The following is a 17,794-nucleotide window of genomic DNA, read 5'->3' on the forward strand; positions in this document are numbered from 1 at the left end:
TCACAGCCCCATCTTCACCAGCTTCGGCAGGTTTTGTTGGTCCAGGCTTTCGGTGGCGTTGCCGAGAATGGTGCGCTGCCGCTCATCCACCTGCACCTTGCCCATGCCTTCGATGCTCATGCCGTCGGTTATCTTTTCGCCCTTGCTCATCATGTCGGCGATGCGCACAAACACCTCGCCGGCTACCATCGGGTTCCAGATATAGCCGCCCCTGATGGCGCCGCGGTTGACCAGCGAAGCGCCCTGGCCCGGGCTGAACGGCCCGATCACGCAGATATCCTTGCTCTTGCCGCGGTTGAGCACCGCGCGCCCGGCGCCGATTGGCCCCTGCGAACCGAAGGCCAGCACGCCCTTCAGGTCCGGATATTTGGCCATCAGATCGTTGGTGGTGCGCACGCTGTCATCCAGCGATTCGCCCACGCCGAACTTGTCGCCCACCAGCTGCATGTGCGGGTAGTGCTGTTTCTGGTAGTTAATCGCCGAGTCCGACCAGGTGATATGCAGCGGCACCGTCAGGCTGCCGACGTACACCGCATATTTGCCCTGTTCCTTCATGCAGGCGGCCAGCGCTTTCATATGGTTGACCCCGTGCTGGCCGGCATCGACCAGCTCAAAGTCCCAGTCGGCGTATTTCTGCCCGGGGGATTCATGCACGATCACCTTGATGCCGGCCTCCTTCGCGCGTTTCAGCACCGGCTCCAGCACCCGGGCGTCGTTCGGCACCACGCCGATGATGTCCACCTTTTGGGCGATCAAATCTTCGATGGCGCGCACCTGCAGCGCCGGATCCGCCGCCGTCGGGCCGACCATCCAGGCATCGATGCCGCGCCTGGCGCCTTCGCTCTTGATGCCGGCCTCCATGGCGTTGAACCAGGGGATACCGCCGATTTTCACCACCACGCCCATTTTGACTTTGTCCGCCGCCTGCGCAGACAGCGACAGCAGCAGCGAGGCAAACAAACCGGCCAGTACGGATTTTTTCATTGTTCTATCTCCACGAGTGTTAGCTGTAATTAACTGCTTTCATTCATTGTTATGCGTTATCTCGCCGGTTTTTTGGCGGCGGGCGAAACCTCAATCACGTCAACGTTGTTCCACGCCAGCTCCTGGCGGAATTCGTCGTCGCTGAGACGATCGGTGATCAGGGTGTCTATCTCCCGGTAGTGGCAGATGCGGGCGAAAGAGCGACGGCCGAACTTGCTGCTGTCCACCAGCAAAAACTTGCGTTCGGAGGCCAGCAGCATCTGCTGCTTGAGCCGCGCATGGTGTTCGTTGCTCTCGCGAATGCCGCCGTCCTGGCAGATGCCGTGGCAGGAGAAAAACAGCTTGTTGATAACGAACTCCTTCAGCATCTGCTCCGCCAGCACGCCGATAAAATCCTCGTACTTGGCGGAATACTCCCCGCCCAATCCGATGGTGCGCACGTTGGCCTTGCAGGCCAGCGTCTGGATGATGTGCAGCGAATTGGTCAACACCACCAGCGAGATGTCCGGCAACTGCCGGGCCAGGAACCAACTGCTGGAGCTGCTGTCCAGCAGCAGGCAATCGCCCGGCGCGATGAAATCCAACGCGCGCTTGGCGATGCGCGTTTTCTGATCGGGCGCATCGTTGCTGCGCTGGCGAAAAGATTCGCCCTGATCGATCTCCGCCGGCACATACGCCTTTTCCACCGGCGGTTGTTCGACAAACACCGCCCCGCCGTGGCTGCGCAACAGCAGGCCGCGCCGTTCCAGCAGGGCCAAATCACGCCGCGCCGTCTCGATCGAGATGTGGCACAGCTGCGCCACCTCCTGCACCATGACGCGGCCGCGCTGGCTCAAGACTTCGGCGATAAAGCGATGACGTTCTACAGGCAGCATGTTTCTTCTCTCCTCCTCGACGGTAATTACGATAGCGATTCACCGCGCCAGGTTTTGCGCCCTGACGCAAAGCGAAGCGCGCCGCGATCGCTCAACGATTGCGGTGTGATAGTTGTCAAAAAAATTGGAGGGGAAATGAAATGGATAATTATGAAACTGTGGCCTGGCAGGCAGTTCTGCCCAGATCGCACGGCAAATAGACAGCGGGGAAATCGCAAACGGTCACAATTCCACGCCGCGGCGAGTGACCGTTAATGACCGTTTATGCGGTTTTGACCGAACGCCGGGCGCAGCCGCCGCCCGGCACCGGTTTTACAACGGCTTATGCGCCGTTTCGCGCGCGGCCAAAACCGCCCACAGCGTAATCAGCAGCGCCACCACCACGTAGGCCGAGATCGCCAGCGTGCTGTTATAGGACTTGAACAGCGACGCAATGATCAACGGTGCGAAACCGCCGCCCAGGATCCCCGCCAGCGTATAGGCCAGCGATGACCCGGCATAGCGCACCCGGGTCGGGAACTGTTCGGTGATAAACGCCGCCTGCGGGCCGTACATCGCGGCGTGGATCAGCAGGCCGACCACCACCGCCGTGCAAATCAGCACCGGCTGCGTGCTGTCGAGCAGCACGAAGAACGCGAAGGCCCAGATTATCGCCGCCAGCGCCCCGCCGATATACACCGGACGACGGCCGAAGCGATCGGACAACGCGCCGAACATCGGCACGGTAATGGCGTTGCCGATCGCCCCCAGCATGGTGGCGGCCAGCGCCAGCGGGCGCGGCAGATTCAGTACGCTAGTGACGTAGGTCAGGGTGAACACCACCACCAATGCATAGAGCACGTCGGAGCCGATGCGCGAACCGCCGGCGATCAGCAACGGGCGCATATGCCTGGTGAATACCTCGCGGATCGGCGCCTGGGTAACGTCTTTCGACGCCTCCAGCTGCAGAAACGCCGGGGTCTCGCCCACGCCGCGACGCAGCCACAGGCCGAAGATCACCAGCACCAGGCTGAGCAGGAACGGAATGCGCCAGCCCCACTGCTGGAAATCATCCGCCGACATCGCCACCGTCACCAGCGTGATCAAGCCGGTGCCTATCAGCGTACCGCAGGAAGGCCCCACCTGCGCAAAGGAGGCGTTGCGCCCGCGCTGATGCGGTTTGCCGTGCTCCATCGACAGCAGCACCGCCCCTGCCCACTCGCCGCCCAGCGCGATGCCCTGAATAAAGCGCAGCGTCACCAGCAGCAGCGGGCTCCAGATGCCCCAGCTGGCGTAACCCGGCAGCAGCCCCATCAGCGCCGTGGTTACCCCCATGATCACCAGGGTGGTGACCAACACGAAACGCCGGCCCAGCACGTCGCCGAGATGGCCGAACAGGATGCCGCCGATTGGCCGCGAGACGTAGCCGACCGCGTAGGTGGAAAAGGCCAGAATGGTGCCCACCAGCGGATCGAACGACGGGAAGAATACGTGGTTGAAAATCAACGCCGCCATGATGTTATAAACGGTGAAGTCATACCATTCCAGCGCGGTGCCGATCGAGCTGGCCGCGGCCAGTTTGCCGGTATTCGGCGGGTTGGCGGTCGGCGCTTTGACCGACGGGACAATTGGCGTTTCAGTGGTGGATGCGCTCATGATGTCAGCTCCTGTACGGTCAGTTGCCAGCCAAGGGCGTAATGCCAGGCCTCGCCGGCGGGGGTTTTCAACGCGCGGCAGGCCAGCTCAGTCAGGCGTTGGCCCGCCTCGGCGTTGCTGCTTTCGATCAACAGCATCGGCAGCAGCTGGCGGTTCTCGCGGGATTCTTTCGGCAGCGGCGAGCTGAGTTCGGCGTCCGGCGTCAACAGGCTGCTGCGCACAAAGCCCGGCTGTTCGGCCAGCCGTGCGCCCAGGGCGGTGGCGCAGGCGCGCAGCGCATCCGGCTCCGCCGGCGCCAGGGTGATGATGCTCAGATGGCTGCCGCTGCCCTGGCCGGTAACGGCCTCGACCGCACATACCCGGCGCATCGGGTTGCGCATCTTGCCCAGGCTGGCCACCGACCACGGCGTCTGGTGCTGGAAGGCGGCGCGGTAAGCTTCGGTGGTGAAGCTGGCCAGCGATTCGGTTTTATACAGCCCCAGATATTTACGCCCGCCCTGCAGCGCCTGATAGCGAGTGCCGGATAAAAAACCGGGCACCCGCACCCGTTCTTCGACGTGCTCGCGGTCGTACCACTGATTGAAATCCGCCTCGTCCTGCGCGGCGACATCTGTTGCGACAAACAGCATTCCGTTCGGGGAACCGGTCATGGGGACTCTCCTGTTAGCTAAATAAGGCGGGATGCCCGCCGGTCAATGACGCGCCCGCCAGGCAGCGTTCGACGGCCTGCGCCCAACCCAGCAGCGCCTCGTCCTGCATCGACAGCCCGGCCAGCATCAGGCCGACCGGCGCCGCGCCCGGCCGTTGGCAGGGCAAAGACAGCGCACAGCCGTCAAGGAAGTTAATGATTGAAGGATTGCGCAGCGCCAGACCGTTGCTGCGGAAATAGGCCTCTTCGCTTGCCTCCAGTTCGGCGATGGCCGGCGCAATCAGCGGCGCTGTCGGCATCAGCAGGGCGTCATAGCCTTGCATCGCCGCCGCCACCCGTTGCTGCCAATCGGCGCGTTGCTGCCGCAGCTGTTGCAAATCCTGTTCCCCCAGCGGCTGGCCACGGCGGATGCGCGACAGCACGCGCGAGTCATAGTCATCGGCCCGTTCGGCAATCAGCGCCCGATGCCAGCGCCAGGACTCCAGCGCGGTGAAGCCGCCGCCGGCGTTGAACGCCGCCAGTTCGGCGAGCTCCGCCAAAGGAATCGGCTCGATCTGCGCGCCGGCGCGCGCCAGCCGCTGCAAGGCGAGCTGGAATGCCTCGGCGACCTGCGGCTGCAATTCATCCAGCACCAGCGTCTGCGGCACCGCAAAGCGCGCCTGTTCCAACGTTTTTGTTGGCGGCTGCAGCGGGCTGTCGGCAATCAGCGCGTCCAGCGCCAGGCAACCGGCGACGCTGTGGGCGATCACGCCGATCGAATCCAGCGACGGCGACAGCGGCAGCAGACCGCCGTCGTTGATGCGCCGGGCCGTAGGTTTGAAGCCGGTCAGCCCGCAGAAGGCGGCAGGGATGCGCACCGAACCGCCGGTATCGCTGCCGATGGCGCCAAAGCACATGCCATCGGCCACCGCCACCGCAGCCCCAGAAGAGGAACCGCCCGGAATGCGGCCCACACCGCGATCCCAGGGATTCGCCGGGGTGCCGTAATGCGGATTGATGCCCAGCCCGGAGTAAGCGAATTCGGTCATATTGGTTTTACCGATCACCACCGCTCCCGCCTGCAACAGGCGTTCCACTATCGCGGCATGGCGATCCGCCTTTGGCGCTGCGGCCAGCACCTGCGAGCCGGCGGCGGTGGGTTCGCCGGCGACGTCGAACAGGTCTTTGACCGAGACCGGCACGCCATCCAGCGCCGACAGCGGCTTGCCTTCCGCGCGCCGCCGATCGGCAGCCTGCGCCTGACGCAGCGCCCACTCGCCATAAACCCGAGTGAAAGCACGCACGCCTTCACCCCGTTCATCAGCTATCTGCGCCAGCGCGGCGGCCGTCAACTGCACCGCGGTCAGTTCGCCCTTGGCCAGCGCCGCGGCGGCCTGTTCCAGAGTCAGCCTATTCATCAGGCCACCACCGGCAGCTCAATGCTGCGATAGCTGTGGCTGATGGTTCGTCCCAGCACGTCGTCCGCCAACTCCATGCGGAATTCCAGCGCCGGGCGAATGCCGCCGATCGCCGCCAGCGTGCCGCAGGTCATCGCCAGGCCATCGGGCGCTTGCGGCAGCGCCAATCCGCATTCCGGCAGTTGTAAACCGCTGAGATAACGCTCCAGCAGATCGCCGGGCGTGCGCAGGCTGGCGAGAGTGCCTTGCTGATACAACCGAAACTCGCCGTCCTCCTTGATCCACGAGCGCAGGATCAGCGCATCCCAATGATCCAGCACCTCGCGCAGCGGCCAGGCGGCGCGCGCCACCGGTTTGACGCAGATCTGTTTCGACAGCGCCACGCTGTGGGCCTCCAACTGGCGATCGGTATGATCCGACGCCAGCGAAACGAACAGCTCGCCGCCCTGAGAGAAGATAAAAGGTTCCGCTTCGCCGGAGGTGGCGCTGCCGATCACCTCAATGCAATCGTTCTGGCTAAGCTGATTGGCCGCCACGCGGTAAAACAGGGGAATTGCACTGGGTTGGGGCACGCCCAGCTCGGCCAGCTCCCTGATATGGTGCAAGATCGCCTCGCGATCGCGCCCTGTCCAGCCGGCGATCACCAGCTGATCGATCTCGACATTCAGCGCCGCAGCGCCGCGGGATTCGGGTAAAGTAAAGGTCAGTCTCATGGCCTTATCGCCTCTTTGGTTAAAATACTGTGAAATTTCACTATATCTTTAGTTACCAAATAAGCGATTTCCATGCCATGTTTTTGTGTACTATGTCTAAAAACTTTCTTCTTGCAGGAGCAGAACGTGAAGACCGTTGACGCAGAGAGCCCACAACTCCCGACGGCAGAGGAAGCCGGACTGTCACTGAACGAACTGGCCTACCGCCGCTTCAAACAGGCGCTGGTGACGCTAAGCTACAAGCCGGGCGAGTACCTCAATACCGCTCAGGTGATGGCGGAGCTGGAGATGGGCAGAACCCCGATCAATCAGGCAATCCATCGCCTGGCCAACGAAGGCCTGCTGCAGGTGATCCCGCGCAAGGGAGTGATGGTTGCGCCGCTGTCGATGGACGATGCGCTGGAGCTGATAGAGGTGCGGTTGGCCAATGAAATGCTGTGCATGCGGCTGGCGAGCAAGAAAATCACCGAGCGGCAAATCGCCGCCCTGACCGCGCTCAATCAGCAAATAGAAGCCGCCAGCCAGCAGCGTGACCGGGTGCTGATGATGACGCTGGATCATGAATTCCATCAGGAACTGGCGCAGATCGCCGGCAACAGCATGCTGGCGGACATCCTGAGCGTGCTGCACGCCAGGGCGCAGCGTTTCTGGGCCAGCACGCTGTCGCGCGAAGGGCATATGCGGGAAGTGATCGAGGAGCACCGGGCGATCGTCGCCGCGCTGGCCGCGCAGGACAGCGACGCGGCGGCCGATGCGGCGCAGGCGCATATCCTGTCGTTCCGCAGCGCGTTGCTGCACGAGGGTTAACATTTCAGGGGAATGTCAGACATAAAAAATCCGCCGACGCTGAGTCAGCGGATGTTTACCCCGTGGCGCGGCCCTTCATTCTTCGCGTTCGCAATCTTTCAGCATCGCCTCACGCAGCAGGGCATTCAAACGTTTCTGATAGCCCTTGCCCGGCCTTTGCAGCCATGCCAAAACGTCCGCATCAATTCTGATCGTTTTTGACACTTTCACCGGTTTGTAAAACCGCCCCTGAACCGCCGTACTCCACTTTTCATCGCCGAGCGATGGCGCATCAGCATGGTCAATCTCCACGTCCGGCAGAGAGCTCAGGGAAGCTATCTGCGCTTTTTGTTCTTCCGACAGCGGTGGAAGCACGCTATGTTGCAGATTTCTGACTGAATTTTTGCGCTTCATATCTCCCTCTCTCTTTCGCATCGGCCTTACGCGCTGAAATGATACGTACTATCTCGATGCTGTCACCGGCAGAATCAGTTTCGGACAGGGTATGCGCGACCAACAGCAGCAAAGAACCGCCAACCATGCCGATAGTTTGCCAACGTTCTTCCCCTCCTTCGATTCGTTCCAGCACCGCCAGGTGGTTCGGATCCGAAAAAACGTGTCGCGCCACTTCAAAACTGACGTGATGCTTCCTCAGGTTGTTTTGATTTTTATCTTGATTCCATTCAAAATAAACATACATTTTTGTAACTACAATTTGATTGTTATTTAAGCAAAAATACCCCCCAACGCCGGCGATGTCAAAACAATTGAGCCCCCTCAGCGCCCGCCGGCCGCGTCGATAAAACTGCCGGTCACGTAAGAGGCGGCATCGGACAGCAGCCAGGCGATGATTTCCGCCACCTCCTGCGGCTGGCCGCCGCGCCGCATCGGCAGGCTTTCCTTCACGCGATCCACCCGGCCGGGTTCGCCGCCGCTGGCATGCATCTCGGTATAGATCAGCCCGGGCCGCACGCCGTTGACGCGGATGCCCTGCGCCGCCACCTCCAACGCCAGCCCGGTGGTCAGCGTATCGACCGCGCCCTTCGACGCGGCGTAATCCACGTACTCCCCCGGCGCGCCCAAGCGGGAAGCGGCGGAGGAAACATTCACGATCGCGCCGCCCTGCCCGCCATGGCGCTGCGCCATGCGTTTCACCGCCTCGCGGCAGCACAGGAAGTAACCGGTGACATTGGTGCCCAACACCTTGTTAATGCGCTCGGCGGTCAGTTGCTCGATGCTCCCCTGTTGGAACAGGATGCCGGCGTTGTTGACCAGCGCGCCGAGCGTGCCCAATCCGGCGTCCAGCGCGCTGAACATCGCCATTACCTGCGCCTCGTCTGCGATATCCGCCTGCAGCGCCAAGGCTCTGCCGCCCAGGGATTCAATCTCCGCCACCACCTGGCGCGCGGCGACGGCATCCCGCAAATAGTTAACGCCCACCGCATAGCCCTGCCGGGCCAGCAACAAGGCGGTCGCGCGGCCAATACCCCGGCTGGCGCCGGTGATCAGTGCAACTTTCGTCATGCTGTTCCTTTCTCTGATTAGCGAAGCGACATCGGTAACCGGCACTGAGAAAAGCCGCGCCGGCCTGCTATATTATGGCCAGGAAAACCTGAGAGCGAGTGACTATGAGCGCCCCCATTTTGCTGCAGCGGCAGCAGCTTGATTTGCTGTGGAGCATCGATCGCAGCGAAATTATCGATACCCTGTATCGCCTGCAGGACGGCGAACTGCAGCCTTACGCCGACTACTACGACGTGCGCGGCTGGGATCCGCATGATAAGGAAACCTACACCCCCATTCACGAAGCATGTTTCGACCGCGGCGGCGTATTCTTCGCGCTGTTCGAAGGCGAGGAGATTGTGGCGGCGGCGGCTGTCGATACCGAACTGCGCGGCCCGGATCGGGATCTGCGCCAGCTGCTGTTCTTTTACGTCAGCGCGCACAAACGCGGCCAGGGGCTAGGCAAACGGCTGTTCCAGCTCTGCCTGCGCCAGGCCGGGCAGCAGGGCGCCGCCGGGCTGTATGTCTCATCGATCCCCAACAAAAACACCGTGGACTTTTATCTGGCGCAGGGTTGCCGGCTCATCGAGAGCCCCGATGCCGAGCTGTTCGCCCGCGAGCCGGAGGATATCCATCTGGCCTGCTATTGCCGCTAGCGGGAAATGCGCATCACCGAACGCACGTCGCTGGTCTTGTTCAGCTCCCAGACTTCGGCGATCTCCGCCAGCGCGTGCTCCTGCGTCTCCAGCGTGATTTCGCCTGCGGCGGCCAGCGCCAGGATCTCGCTCGCATAGCGCTGCATTTCAGGCACCGGCGGGAAGTTGCCGGTGCCGCTGCCCATAATCTGCAGCTGATTGCTGCGCAGCACCGCCGCCGGCAGCCGGATATTCGGCCCGGCCATCGAACCGACGTTGACCAGCCGAATGCCGCGCCCGCCGGCGTAAGAAGAAAGATCGTGATTGTTCAGCGTGGCGAGCAGCGCTTCGGTCGGCGCACCCCAGATATAATCGACGATCACCTGATAGCCGTGCGGGCCCGCCGCCGCCGCGAAGGCCTGCGTCAGCGCCTCGCCTTCCAGAGTCAGGTCCACCGTGGCGTCAACGCCCAACGCGTCCAGCACCGGCTGCCGACGGCCGGCGGCGACGATGCGCCCCGCTCCCGCCTGGCGCGCCGCGGCAACCGCCAGCTTGCCCGAGGTGCCGGTTGCGCCGACGATCAGCACGGTTTCGCCGGGCTGCAGGTCCGCCCGCCAGCGCAGCGGCAGCCAGGCGGCGAATGCCGGATTGATCAGCGCCGCGGCGGTGGCGTCATCCACCGCCGCGGGCACCGGCACCGTCCAGGAAGCGACGCTGCGCTGGGCCATCGCGCCGTAGGGGCGGCGGAAAGCAGCGAAATACACACGCTGGCCGTCCGGCGTGCGCCCGACGCCGTCGGTGCCGGGCACGATCGGCAGCCGTTTGGGGCTGGAATAATGGGTGCCCGCCACGGTGGCGCGGTCCAACTGCTTGATGCCCGCCGTCAGCACCTCAATCAACACTTCGCCAGCCTGTACCTGCGGTTCCGCAAAGTTGCCGAAAACCGGGGCTTGCCCCAGCGCTGTAACTATTGCCGCTTGCATAATGACTCCTCGGTTCGGGACGCCGGCTCGTCAGGGCTACGAGCCGCAATAAAAAAGGGACACCGCATGATGCGGTGTCCCCCGAACACAAACTTTGCCGAATGTGTTATTCGTATTCGCTCATCGGCACGCAGGAACAGAACAGGTTGCGATCGCCGTACACGTCATCCAGACGCTTAACGCTCGGCCAGTACTTGTTCTCGCGCACGCCGGCGATCGGGAACACCGCCAGCTCGCGGCTGTAGGCATGCTGCCAGTCGCTGACCAGCTCCGCCTGCACGTGCGGCGCGTTCACCAGCGGGTTGTCTTCCAGCGGCCACTCGCCTTTGGCGACGCGGTCAATTTCGCTGCGGATGGCCAGCATCGCGTCGATAAAGCGATCCAGCTCCACCTTGCTTTCCGATTCGGTCGGCTCGACCATCAGCGTGCCCGCGACCGGGAACGACATGGTCGGCGCGTGGAAGCCGTAGTCGATCAGGCGCTTGGCGATGTCCATTTCACTGATGCCGGTCTCTTCCTTCAGCGGACGAATATCGAGAATGCATTCGTGCGCCACGCGGTGATCGCGGCCGGTATACAGCACCGGATAAGCGTCCTTCAGACGGGTAGCGATGTAGTTGGCGTTAAGGATCGCCACCTGGCTGGCCTGCTTCAGGCCTTCCGCGCCCATCATGCGGATGTACATCCAGCTGATCGGCAGGATTGACGCGCTGCCGAACGGTGCGGCGGATACCGCGCCCTGCTGGGTGGTCACGCCGTCGATCTGCACCACGCTGTGGCCCGGCACGAACGGCGCCAGGTGCGCTTTCACGCCGATAGGGCCCATGCCCGGGCCGCCGCCGCCATGCGGGATGCAGAAGGTTTTATGCAGGTTGAGGTGCGAAACGTCCGCGCCGATGTAACCCGGCGTGGTGATGCCCACCTGGGCGTTCATGTTCGCGCCGTCCAGATACACCTGGCCGCCGAATTGATGAACTATCTGGCACACTTCGCGAATGGTTTCTTCATACACGCCGTGGGTTGACGGGTAGGTCACCATGATGCAGGACAGCGCTTCGCCCGCCTGCTCCGCCTTGACGCGCAGATCGTGCAAATCGATGTTGCCGTTCTTGTCGCAGGCCACCACCACCACGCTCATGCCCGCCATCTGGGCGGAAGCCGGGTTGGTGCCGTGCGCGGAGCTTGGGATCAGGCAAACGTGGCGGCCCGCTTCGTTGCGGCTTTCGTGGTAACGGCGGATCGCCAGCAGGCCGGCGTATTCGCCCTGCGCGCCGGAGTTCGGCTGCATGCAGACCGCGTCATAGCCGGTCAGCTGCACCAGCCACTGCGACAGCTGGCCGATCATTTGCTGATAACCCGCCGCCTGCTCTGGCGGGCAGAACGGGTGCAGCTCGGAGAATTCAGGCCAGGTGATCGGGATCATTTCCGCCGCGGCGTTCAACTTCATGGTGCAGGAGCCCAGCGGGATCATCGCCTGGTTCAGCGCCAGATCCTTGCGCTCCAGACGGTGCATGTAACGCATCATCTCGGTTTCGCTGTGGTAGCGGTTGAACACCGGATGGGTCAGGATCGGATCCTTGCGCAGCATGGCGGCCGGGATCGAGGCGCTGTTTTTGCTTACCGCCGCGTCCAGCGCGTCGATATCCAGCCCGTGGTTATCACCCGCCAGCAGCGCAAACAGCGTCTGCACGTCTTCGCGCGAGGTGGCTTCGTCCAGCGTCATGCCCACCGCGCCGTGGATGTCGGTGCGCAGGTTGATGCCGAAGCTCAGTGCGCGTTCCAGCACCGCGGCCTTGTCTTTCACTTCTACCGTCAGGGTGTCGAACCAGGTTTTATGGCGCAGCGTCAGGCCGGCCTGCTGCAGCCCGGCGGCCAGGATGTCGGTCAGGCGGTGGATGCGCCCGGCGATGCGCTGCAGGCCCTGCGGGCCATGGTACACCGCGTACAGGCTGGCGATGTTGGCCAGCAGCACCTGCGAGGTACAGATATTCGAGTTGGCCTTCTCACGGCGGATGTGCTGCTCGCGGGTTTGCATCGCCATGCGCAGCGCGGTGTTGCCGGCGGCGTCGCGGGATACGCCGATGATGCGGCCCGGCATTGAGCGTTTGAATTCGTCGCGGCAGGCGAAGAAGGCGGCGTGCGGGCCGCCGTAGCCCATCGGCACGCCGAAGCGCTGTGCGGAGCCGAATACTACGTCGGCTCCCTGTTTGCCCGGCGCGGTCAGCAGCACCAGCGCCATGATGTCAGCGGCCACGCTGGTGACGATTTTACGGGATTTCAGCTCGGCCAGCAGCGCGCCGTAGTCGTGCAGTTCGCCGGTGGTGCCCACCTGCTGCAGCAGCACGCCGAACACGCCGTCCAGCTCCAGCACTTTTTCCGCTTTATCGACGATCACGTCGAAGCCGAAGGTTTCGGCGCGGGTGCGCACCACGTCCAGCGTTTGCGGGTGCACGTCGTCAGCCACGAAGAAGCGGTTGGCGTCTTTCAGTTTGCTGGCGCGTTTGGCCAGCGCCATGGCTTCGGCGGCGGCGGTGGCTTCGTCGAGCAACGAGGCGGAGGCCAGATCCAGACCGGTCAGATCAAGCGTGACGGTCTGGAAGTTCAGCAGCGCCTCCAGGCGGCCCTGCGACACTTCCGGCTGATAAGGAGTATAAGCGGTGTACCAGCCCGGGTTTTCCAGCATGTTGCGCAGGATCACCGGCGGCGTCAGCACCGCGCTGTAGCCCATGCCGATATAGGATTTGTAACGCTGATTCTGCGCGGCGATCGCCTTCAGCTCAGCCAGCGCCTGATGCTCCGTCGCCGCGTCGCCCACCGGCGGCGGCCCCGGCAGCTGAATGTCCGCCGGCACGATCTGTTGGATCAGCGCGTTGAGCGAACGCGCGCCCACCGCTGCCAGCAACTCCTGCTGTTGTTCCGCAGAAGAGCCGATGTGGCGTTCGATGAACGCTTCGCTGTGTTCAAGTTGGCTGAGTGTCTGAGTCATTGCTACAAATTCCTGAATTCTTACGTGGTACGGGAGTACGGGATATAGCTTGATCTATAACTAAAACGCCCCGGCCAAAAGGCCCGGGGCGCGGTAAGCATTACTCGTCGATCGAGGCCCGATAAGCCGCGGCGTCCAGCAGGTTCGCCAGTTCGCCTTCGTCTGAGGCTTTAATCCGGAACAGGAAGCCTTCACCGTAGGGCTCGCTGTTCACCAGCTCCGGAGAGCTTTCCAGCTCGCCGTTTACCGCAACGATTTCGCCGCTGATTGGCGCGTAAATGTCTGAGGCCGCCTTGACGGACTCCGCCACGGCGCAATCTTCACCGGCGGCAACGGTGCGGCCCACTTCCGGCAGATCGACAAACACCATATCGCCCAGCAGTTCCTGCGCGTGTTCGGTGATGCCCACGGTGTAAACGCCGTTACCTTCCGAACGAACCCACTCGTGGGAAGAGGCGTATTTCAATTCTGTTGGCACATTGCTCATAGCCGGTTACTCCTTCGAAGAAATAATTTCCCTGCGTCTCTCACGGCGCAGCCTGTTGGCCGCGAGCGAGATCCATGGGAATAATCAATAAAGAATCAAATTGTCAGCGGCTTGCCGGCGCGGACAAAGCCAGGTTTGGTTACCTTGACCGGCATCTCGCGGTTACGGATCTGCACGATGGCCTGCTCGCCGATACCGGCCGGCACCCGCGCCAGCGCGATGCTGAAGCCCAGGGTCGGCGAGAATGACCCGCTGGTGATCACGCCTTCGTGCGTCTGCCCCGCCGCGTCGGTGAAACGCACCGGCAGCTCATTACGTAATACGCCTTTTTCGGTCATGATCAAGCCGACCAGCTGTTCGGTGCCCTGATCGCGCTGCTGTTCCAGCGCGTCGCGGCCGATGAACTGGCGCTCTTCCGGCTGCCAGGCGATGGTCCAGCCCATATTGGCGGCCAGCGGCGAAACGCCCTCGTCCATCTCCTGCCCGTACAGATTCATGCCCGCTTCCAGGCGCAGAGTGTCGCGCGCGCCCAGACCGGCCGGCTTAACGCCCGCCGCCAGCAGTTTTTGCCAGAAATCCGCCGCCTGCTCTTTCGGCAGGGCGATTTCATAACCGGCTTCACCGGTGTAGCCGGTGGTGGCGATAAACAGATCCCCGGTCTGTACGCCGAAGAACGGCTTCATGCCTTCGATCGCGCTTTTTTGTTCCGGGGTAAACAGGGTAGCGGCGCGCTCTTTGGCCTGTGGGCCCTGCACCGCGATCAGCGCCAGATCGTCGCGCACCGTCAGTGCGACGCCGTAAGGTTCGGCGTGTTCTTCGATCCAGGCCAGATCTTTGTCGCGCGTGGCGGAGTTCACCACCAGGCGGAAATAGTCTTCAGTCAGGAAGTAGACGATCAGATCGTCGATCACGCCGCCGGAGGCGTTCAGCATGCCGGTGTACAGCGCCTTGCCGGGTTGGGTGAGCTTGGCGACGTCGTTCGCCAGCAGGTAACGCAGGAACTCACGGGTGCGGGCGCCGTGCAGATCCACAATGGTCATATGGGAGACATCGAACATGCCGGCATCCTGGCGCACGGCGTGGTGCTCATCGATCTGCGAGCCGTAGTGCAGCGGCATCATCCAGCCGTGAAAGTCTACCATGCGCGCACCGCACGCCACGTGCTGGTCGTACAGTGGGGTTTGCTTTGCCATCTTTTCCCTCTTTCCACTCGGTCGCTAGAAGATAGGGTGCTGCCACGCAATGTGTCTGAATCTGGCCCGCGGCCCGTTTGCATGGCGCACTGACTGCTCAACAGAAACGCTGCGCCCGCGCGGCCGAAAACTGCGGCTGAGCGCCGTGACGCAAACGATACCTTTCCCCCGAAGTTATCACCGAACGACCACATTAACCATAAGTTAAAATAGGCTCAGCGCCGTTCGGGGGCAGCAAAATGCCGGGTCAGTGTGCAGAGTTTTTCACTGGAAAAATGCGCTTTAAGGCACAAAATTAACAATTAAAGCGGCAAAACTCCGAAGTTATATAACAAACCGGCGGCCTCACGCGGAATTTCGGCTTTTGATAACCGACCGCCGAATTAGAAAAAGTAATGCTAAAAATGGACCTGAATTAGATTATTTCAAATGAAGGGTTATATAAGGAAAAGATATGGGAATAAGCGGGGGATGGGCAGGCCCCGCCGGGGGCCCGCCAAGCGAGGTTATGCCAGCCACTCCGGCAGATCGTTCAGGCCCATTGCCTGGCGTACCAGCTTCGGCTTGACGCCCGGCAGGCTGCCCGCCAGCCGCAGGCCAACGTCGCGCAGTAGCTTTTTGGCCGGATTGTCGCCGTCGAACAGTTCGCGGAACCCCTGCATGCCGGCCAGCATCACCGCCGCGCCATGTTTGCGGCGGCGCTCGTAGCGGCGCAGATACAGGTGCTGGCCGATGTCCTTACCCTGGCGCTGCAGGCGGCGCAGTTCGCCGATCAGCTCGGCGGCGTCCATAAAGCCCAGGTTGGCCCCTTGCCCAGCCAGCGGATGCACGGTGTGCGCCGCATCGCCGACCAGCGCCAGGCGGTGCGCGGCAAAGCTGCGCGCATAGCGCCCGGTCAGCGGGAAGGCCTGCCGTTCGCTTTCCAGGCTGCAATTGCCCAGCCGCATATCGAAAGTCATCGCCAGCTCACGGTTGAATTGCTCCGGCGCCAGCTGTTTTAACCGTTCCGCTTCTTCCGGCGCGACCGACCAGACGATCGAACTCAGATGCGGATCGCCGAACGGCAGAAACGCCAGGATGCCGTCGCCGTGAAACACCTGCCGCGCCGTCGCCAGATGCGGCTCTTCGGTGCGGATGGTGGCCACCAGCGCATGGTGGCGGTAATCCCAGAAGGTCAGCGGGATATCGGCATGCTGGCGCAGCCACGACTGGGCGCCGTCGGCGCCGATCACCAGCCGGGCGGTCAGCATGCGGCCGTCTTCCAGCGTGATGAAGGCGTCGTTTTCCCCCCAGGCCACCTGTTTCAGGGTGGCGGGAACGATCAGGCTGATATCGGACAGGCTTTCGGCGCGCCTCCACAGCGCCTGCTGGATCACCGCGTTTTCGATGATATGGCCAAGATGGCTGAAACCGCTCTCGTCGCCGCGAAAGGCAATTTTGCCGAAGCTGTCGCGATCCCACACTTCCATCGCGTTGTAAGCGCTGGCGCGCAGCTGGAGGATATCCTCCCAAACGCCGATATGCTGCAGCAGACGTTCGCTGGCGGCGTTGATGGCGGAGACGCGCAGCGCCGGCTGCTCCTGAGGCGGCGTCATGTCCGGCGGCTGACGCTCCAGCACCGCAACGCGCAGTCCGCTGCCCTGCAGGCCGCAGGCCAACGCCAGCCCCACCATACCGCCACCGGCGATAACCACGTCAAATGATTGCATGCTGCTCGATTTCCTTAAATAGCGCGCCGTGCAGGGGTGCGCGGCGCGGTGGGTGCAGCGGGCTGCACCCGAATGTAAGCCTAGCGGTCCACCCAGCCCAACGTGCGTTTGGCGAAGGCGTCACGCACCGCCGGCAGCCGATCCATCGCCATCAGCCCCAGGTTGCGGCCGACCACCAGCGGGCCGTAGCGGTTGGCGAACAGCCGGATCAGGCCGTCGGTCACGCCGACCGTCGCCTGCCGATCGTTCTGCCTCCGTTGCTGATAACGGCTCAGCAGCGCATAGCCGCCGGCGTCTTCCCCGCCGTGCGCGGCTTCCGCCAGGGTTTCCGCCAACGACATCACGTCGCGCAGGCCGAGGTTGAAGCCCTGCCCGGCGATCGGATGCAGCGTTTGCGCGGCATTGCCCACCAGCGCCAGCCGGTGACTGACGTGCCGGTTAGCGGTCAATAAACTGAGGGGATAGCTGTGCCGTTTGCCGGCCTTGATAATCTTGCCCAGCCGCCAGCCGAAAGCCAGCTGCAGCTCGCTGATAAAGCGCGCATCGTCCCAGGCGTCGACCTGTTCGCGCGCTTCCCGCCCATGGCACCACACCAGCGAGCTGCGGCCCTGCGCCATCGGCAACAGCGCCAGCGGCCCGTGGCGGGTAAAGCGCTCGAAGGCGCGCCCCTGCGGATCTTCTGCGGTGGTGACGTTGGCGATGGTGGCGAACTGCGGGTAGTCGCTCTGCTGCCACTGCACGTTGCAGGCCTGCGCCAGCGCCGAACGCGAACCGTCGGCCGCCACCAGCAGCTGCCCGCTGAGGCGACGGCCGTTGTCCAACAGCACCTCCGCCCGCTCGGCGCTGCGAACCACGTCAACCACCCGCGCCGGGCAGTGCAGCGTCACGCCGGGCGCCTTCGCCAGCAGCGCAAACAGCCGTTGCCCGGCGTCGTGCAGTTCGATGACCTGGCCGAGCGCCTCAACCTGATAGTCCTGCGCATGCAGGTTAACAAAACCGGCGTGGCCGCGATCGCTGACGTGCACCTGCGTGATGGGCGTGGCGCAGTCGCGCAGCGCCGGCCAAACGCCGATGCGCGTCAACTGCTGGCAGGTGCCCTGCGCCAAAGCGATGGCGCGGGCGTCAAACCCCGGGTGGCTACGATCGTCCGGCGCCGTCGCCTCAACCAGATCCACCGCCATCCGGCCCTGGGTGAGCGACGAGATAGCCAGCGCCAACGTCGCGCCCGCCATGCCGCCGCCGACAATAATTACGCTCAT

The 17,794-nt window shown here is 63.1% G+C and carries 17 protein-coding genes; 2 read left to right on the top strand and 15 right to left on the bottom strand.

Annotated elements, in window-relative coordinates:
• The 6 genes from KHA73_RS19635 to KHA73_RS19660 form a co-directional block, all read right to left on the bottom strand.
• Positions 1-984, bottom strand: coding sequence for a substrate-binding domain-containing protein (locus tag KHA73_RS19635; protein WP_234586140.1), 984 nt, complete (start codon positions 982-984; stop codon positions 1-3).
• A gap of 56 nt (positions 985-1,040) precedes the next feature.
• Entirely contained in the window at positions 1,041-1,859 is an 819-nt protein-coding gene (locus KHA73_RS19640; RefSeq protein ID WP_234586141.1) for a DeoR/GlpR family DNA-binding transcription regulator, read from the bottom strand.
• Between the two features lie 312 nt (positions 1,860-2,171).
• Positions 2,172-3,494: an MFS transporter gene (locus tag KHA73_RS19645; RefSeq protein ID WP_234586142.1), complete on the bottom strand. Its 1,323-nt coding sequence runs from the start codon at positions 3,492-3,494 to the stop codon at positions 2,172-2,174.
• The gene (locus KHA73_RS19650; protein WP_234586143.1) at positions 3,491-4,144 is read right to left on the bottom strand and encodes a DUF4286 family protein; all 654 of its coding nucleotides are present in this window, start codon (positions 4,142-4,144) and stop codon (positions 3,491-3,493) included. The genes KHA73_RS19645 and KHA73_RS19650 overlap by 4 nt, the downstream gene beginning before the upstream one ends.
• A 13-nt stretch (positions 4,145-4,157) precedes the next feature.
• Positions 4,158-5,540, bottom strand: a complete 1,383-nt coding sequence (locus KHA73_RS19655) for an amidase (RefSeq protein ID WP_234586144.1) — start codon at positions 5,538-5,540, stop codon at positions 4,158-4,160.
• Positions 5,540-6,253, bottom strand: coding sequence for a DUF2848 domain-containing protein (locus KHA73_RS19660; protein ID WP_234586145.1), 714 nt, complete (start codon positions 6,251-6,253; stop codon positions 5,540-5,542). Before KHA73_RS19660 ends, KHA73_RS19655 begins: the two co-directional genes overlap by 1 nt.
• 72 nt (positions 6,254-6,325) lie before the next feature.
• Between KHA73_RS19660 and KHA73_RS19665 the strand changes: the two genes are divergently transcribed.
• Entirely contained in the window at positions 6,326-7,060 is a 735-nt protein-coding gene (locus tag KHA73_RS19665; RefSeq protein ID WP_234586146.1) for a GntR family transcriptional regulator, read from the top strand.
• A 75-nt stretch (positions 7,061-7,135) separates the two neighbouring features.
• On the opposite strand, the gene KHA73_RS19670 is transcribed toward KHA73_RS19665, so the two are convergent.
• The 3 genes from KHA73_RS19670 to KHA73_RS19680 form a co-directional block, all read right to left on the bottom strand.
• Positions 7,136-7,453: a BrnA antitoxin family protein gene (locus KHA73_RS19670; RefSeq protein ID WP_234586147.1), complete on the bottom strand. Its 318-nt coding sequence runs from the start codon at positions 7,451-7,453 to the stop codon at positions 7,136-7,138.
• Complete coding sequence (locus tag KHA73_RS19675; protein ID WP_073970285.1) at positions 7,416-7,739, bottom strand: BrnT family toxin; 324 nt, start codon at positions 7,737-7,739, stop codon at positions 7,416-7,418. Before KHA73_RS19675 ends, KHA73_RS19670 begins: the two co-directional genes overlap by 38 nt.
• 77 nt (positions 7,740-7,816) lie before the next feature.
• Entirely contained in the window at positions 7,817-8,563 is a 747-nt protein-coding gene (locus tag KHA73_RS19680) for an SDR family oxidoreductase (RefSeq protein ID WP_234586148.1), read from the bottom strand.
• A gap of 104 nt (positions 8,564-8,667) precedes the next feature.
• On the opposite strand from KHA73_RS19680, the gene KHA73_RS19685 reads away from it, so the two are divergent.
• Entirely contained in the window at positions 8,668-9,198 is a 531-nt protein-coding gene (locus KHA73_RS19685) for a GNAT family N-acetyltransferase (RefSeq protein ID WP_234586149.1), read from the top strand.
• On the opposite strand, the gene KHA73_RS19690 is transcribed toward KHA73_RS19685, so the two are convergent.
• From KHA73_RS19690 to ubiH, 6 genes are all read right to left on the bottom strand, one after another.
• Positions 9,195-10,160, bottom strand: a complete 966-nt coding sequence (locus tag KHA73_RS19690) for a quinone oxidoreductase family protein (RefSeq protein WP_234586150.1) — start codon at positions 10,158-10,160, stop codon at positions 9,195-9,197. The two genes, KHA73_RS19685 and KHA73_RS19690, sit on opposite strands and share 4 nt — an antisense overlap.
• Positions 10,161-10,266: 106 nt before the next feature.
• Positions 10,267-13,146 carry an aminomethyl-transferring glycine dehydrogenase gene (gene gcvP, locus KHA73_RS19695; protein ID WP_234586152.1) on the bottom strand — a complete coding sequence of 960 codons (2,880 nt, stop codon included), beginning with the start codon at positions 13,144-13,146 and terminating at the stop codon, positions 10,267-10,269.
• A 100-nt stretch (positions 13,147-13,246) separates the two neighbouring features.
• Complete coding sequence (gene gcvH, locus KHA73_RS19700; RefSeq protein WP_234586153.1) at positions 13,247-13,633, bottom strand: glycine cleavage system protein GcvH; 387 nt, start codon at positions 13,631-13,633, stop codon at positions 13,247-13,249.
• 95 nt (positions 13,634-13,728) lie between these two features.
• Positions 13,729-14,826 carry a glycine cleavage system aminomethyltransferase GcvT gene (gene gcvT, locus KHA73_RS19705; RefSeq protein WP_234586154.1) on the bottom strand — a complete coding sequence of 366 codons (1,098 nt, stop codon included), beginning with the start codon at positions 14,824-14,826 and terminating at the stop codon, positions 13,729-13,731.
• Between the two features lie 506 nt (positions 14,827-15,332).
• The gene (ubiI, locus tag KHA73_RS19710; protein WP_234586155.1) at positions 15,333-16,535 is read right to left on the bottom strand and encodes an FAD-dependent 2-octaprenylphenol hydroxylase; all 1,203 of its coding nucleotides are present in this window, start codon (positions 16,533-16,535) and stop codon (positions 15,333-15,335) included.
• 80 nt (positions 16,536-16,615) lie between these two features.
• Positions 16,616-17,794: a 2-octaprenyl-6-methoxyphenyl hydroxylase gene (gene ubiH / locus KHA73_RS19715; protein ID WP_234586156.1), complete on the bottom strand. Its 1,179-nt coding sequence runs from the start codon at positions 17,792-17,794 to the stop codon at positions 16,616-16,618.

The sequence above is a fragment of the Serratia entomophila genome (genome assembly GCF_021462285.1).
Lineage (GTDB): Bacteria > Pseudomonadota > Gammaproteobacteria > Enterobacterales > Enterobacteriaceae > Serratia > Serratia entomophila.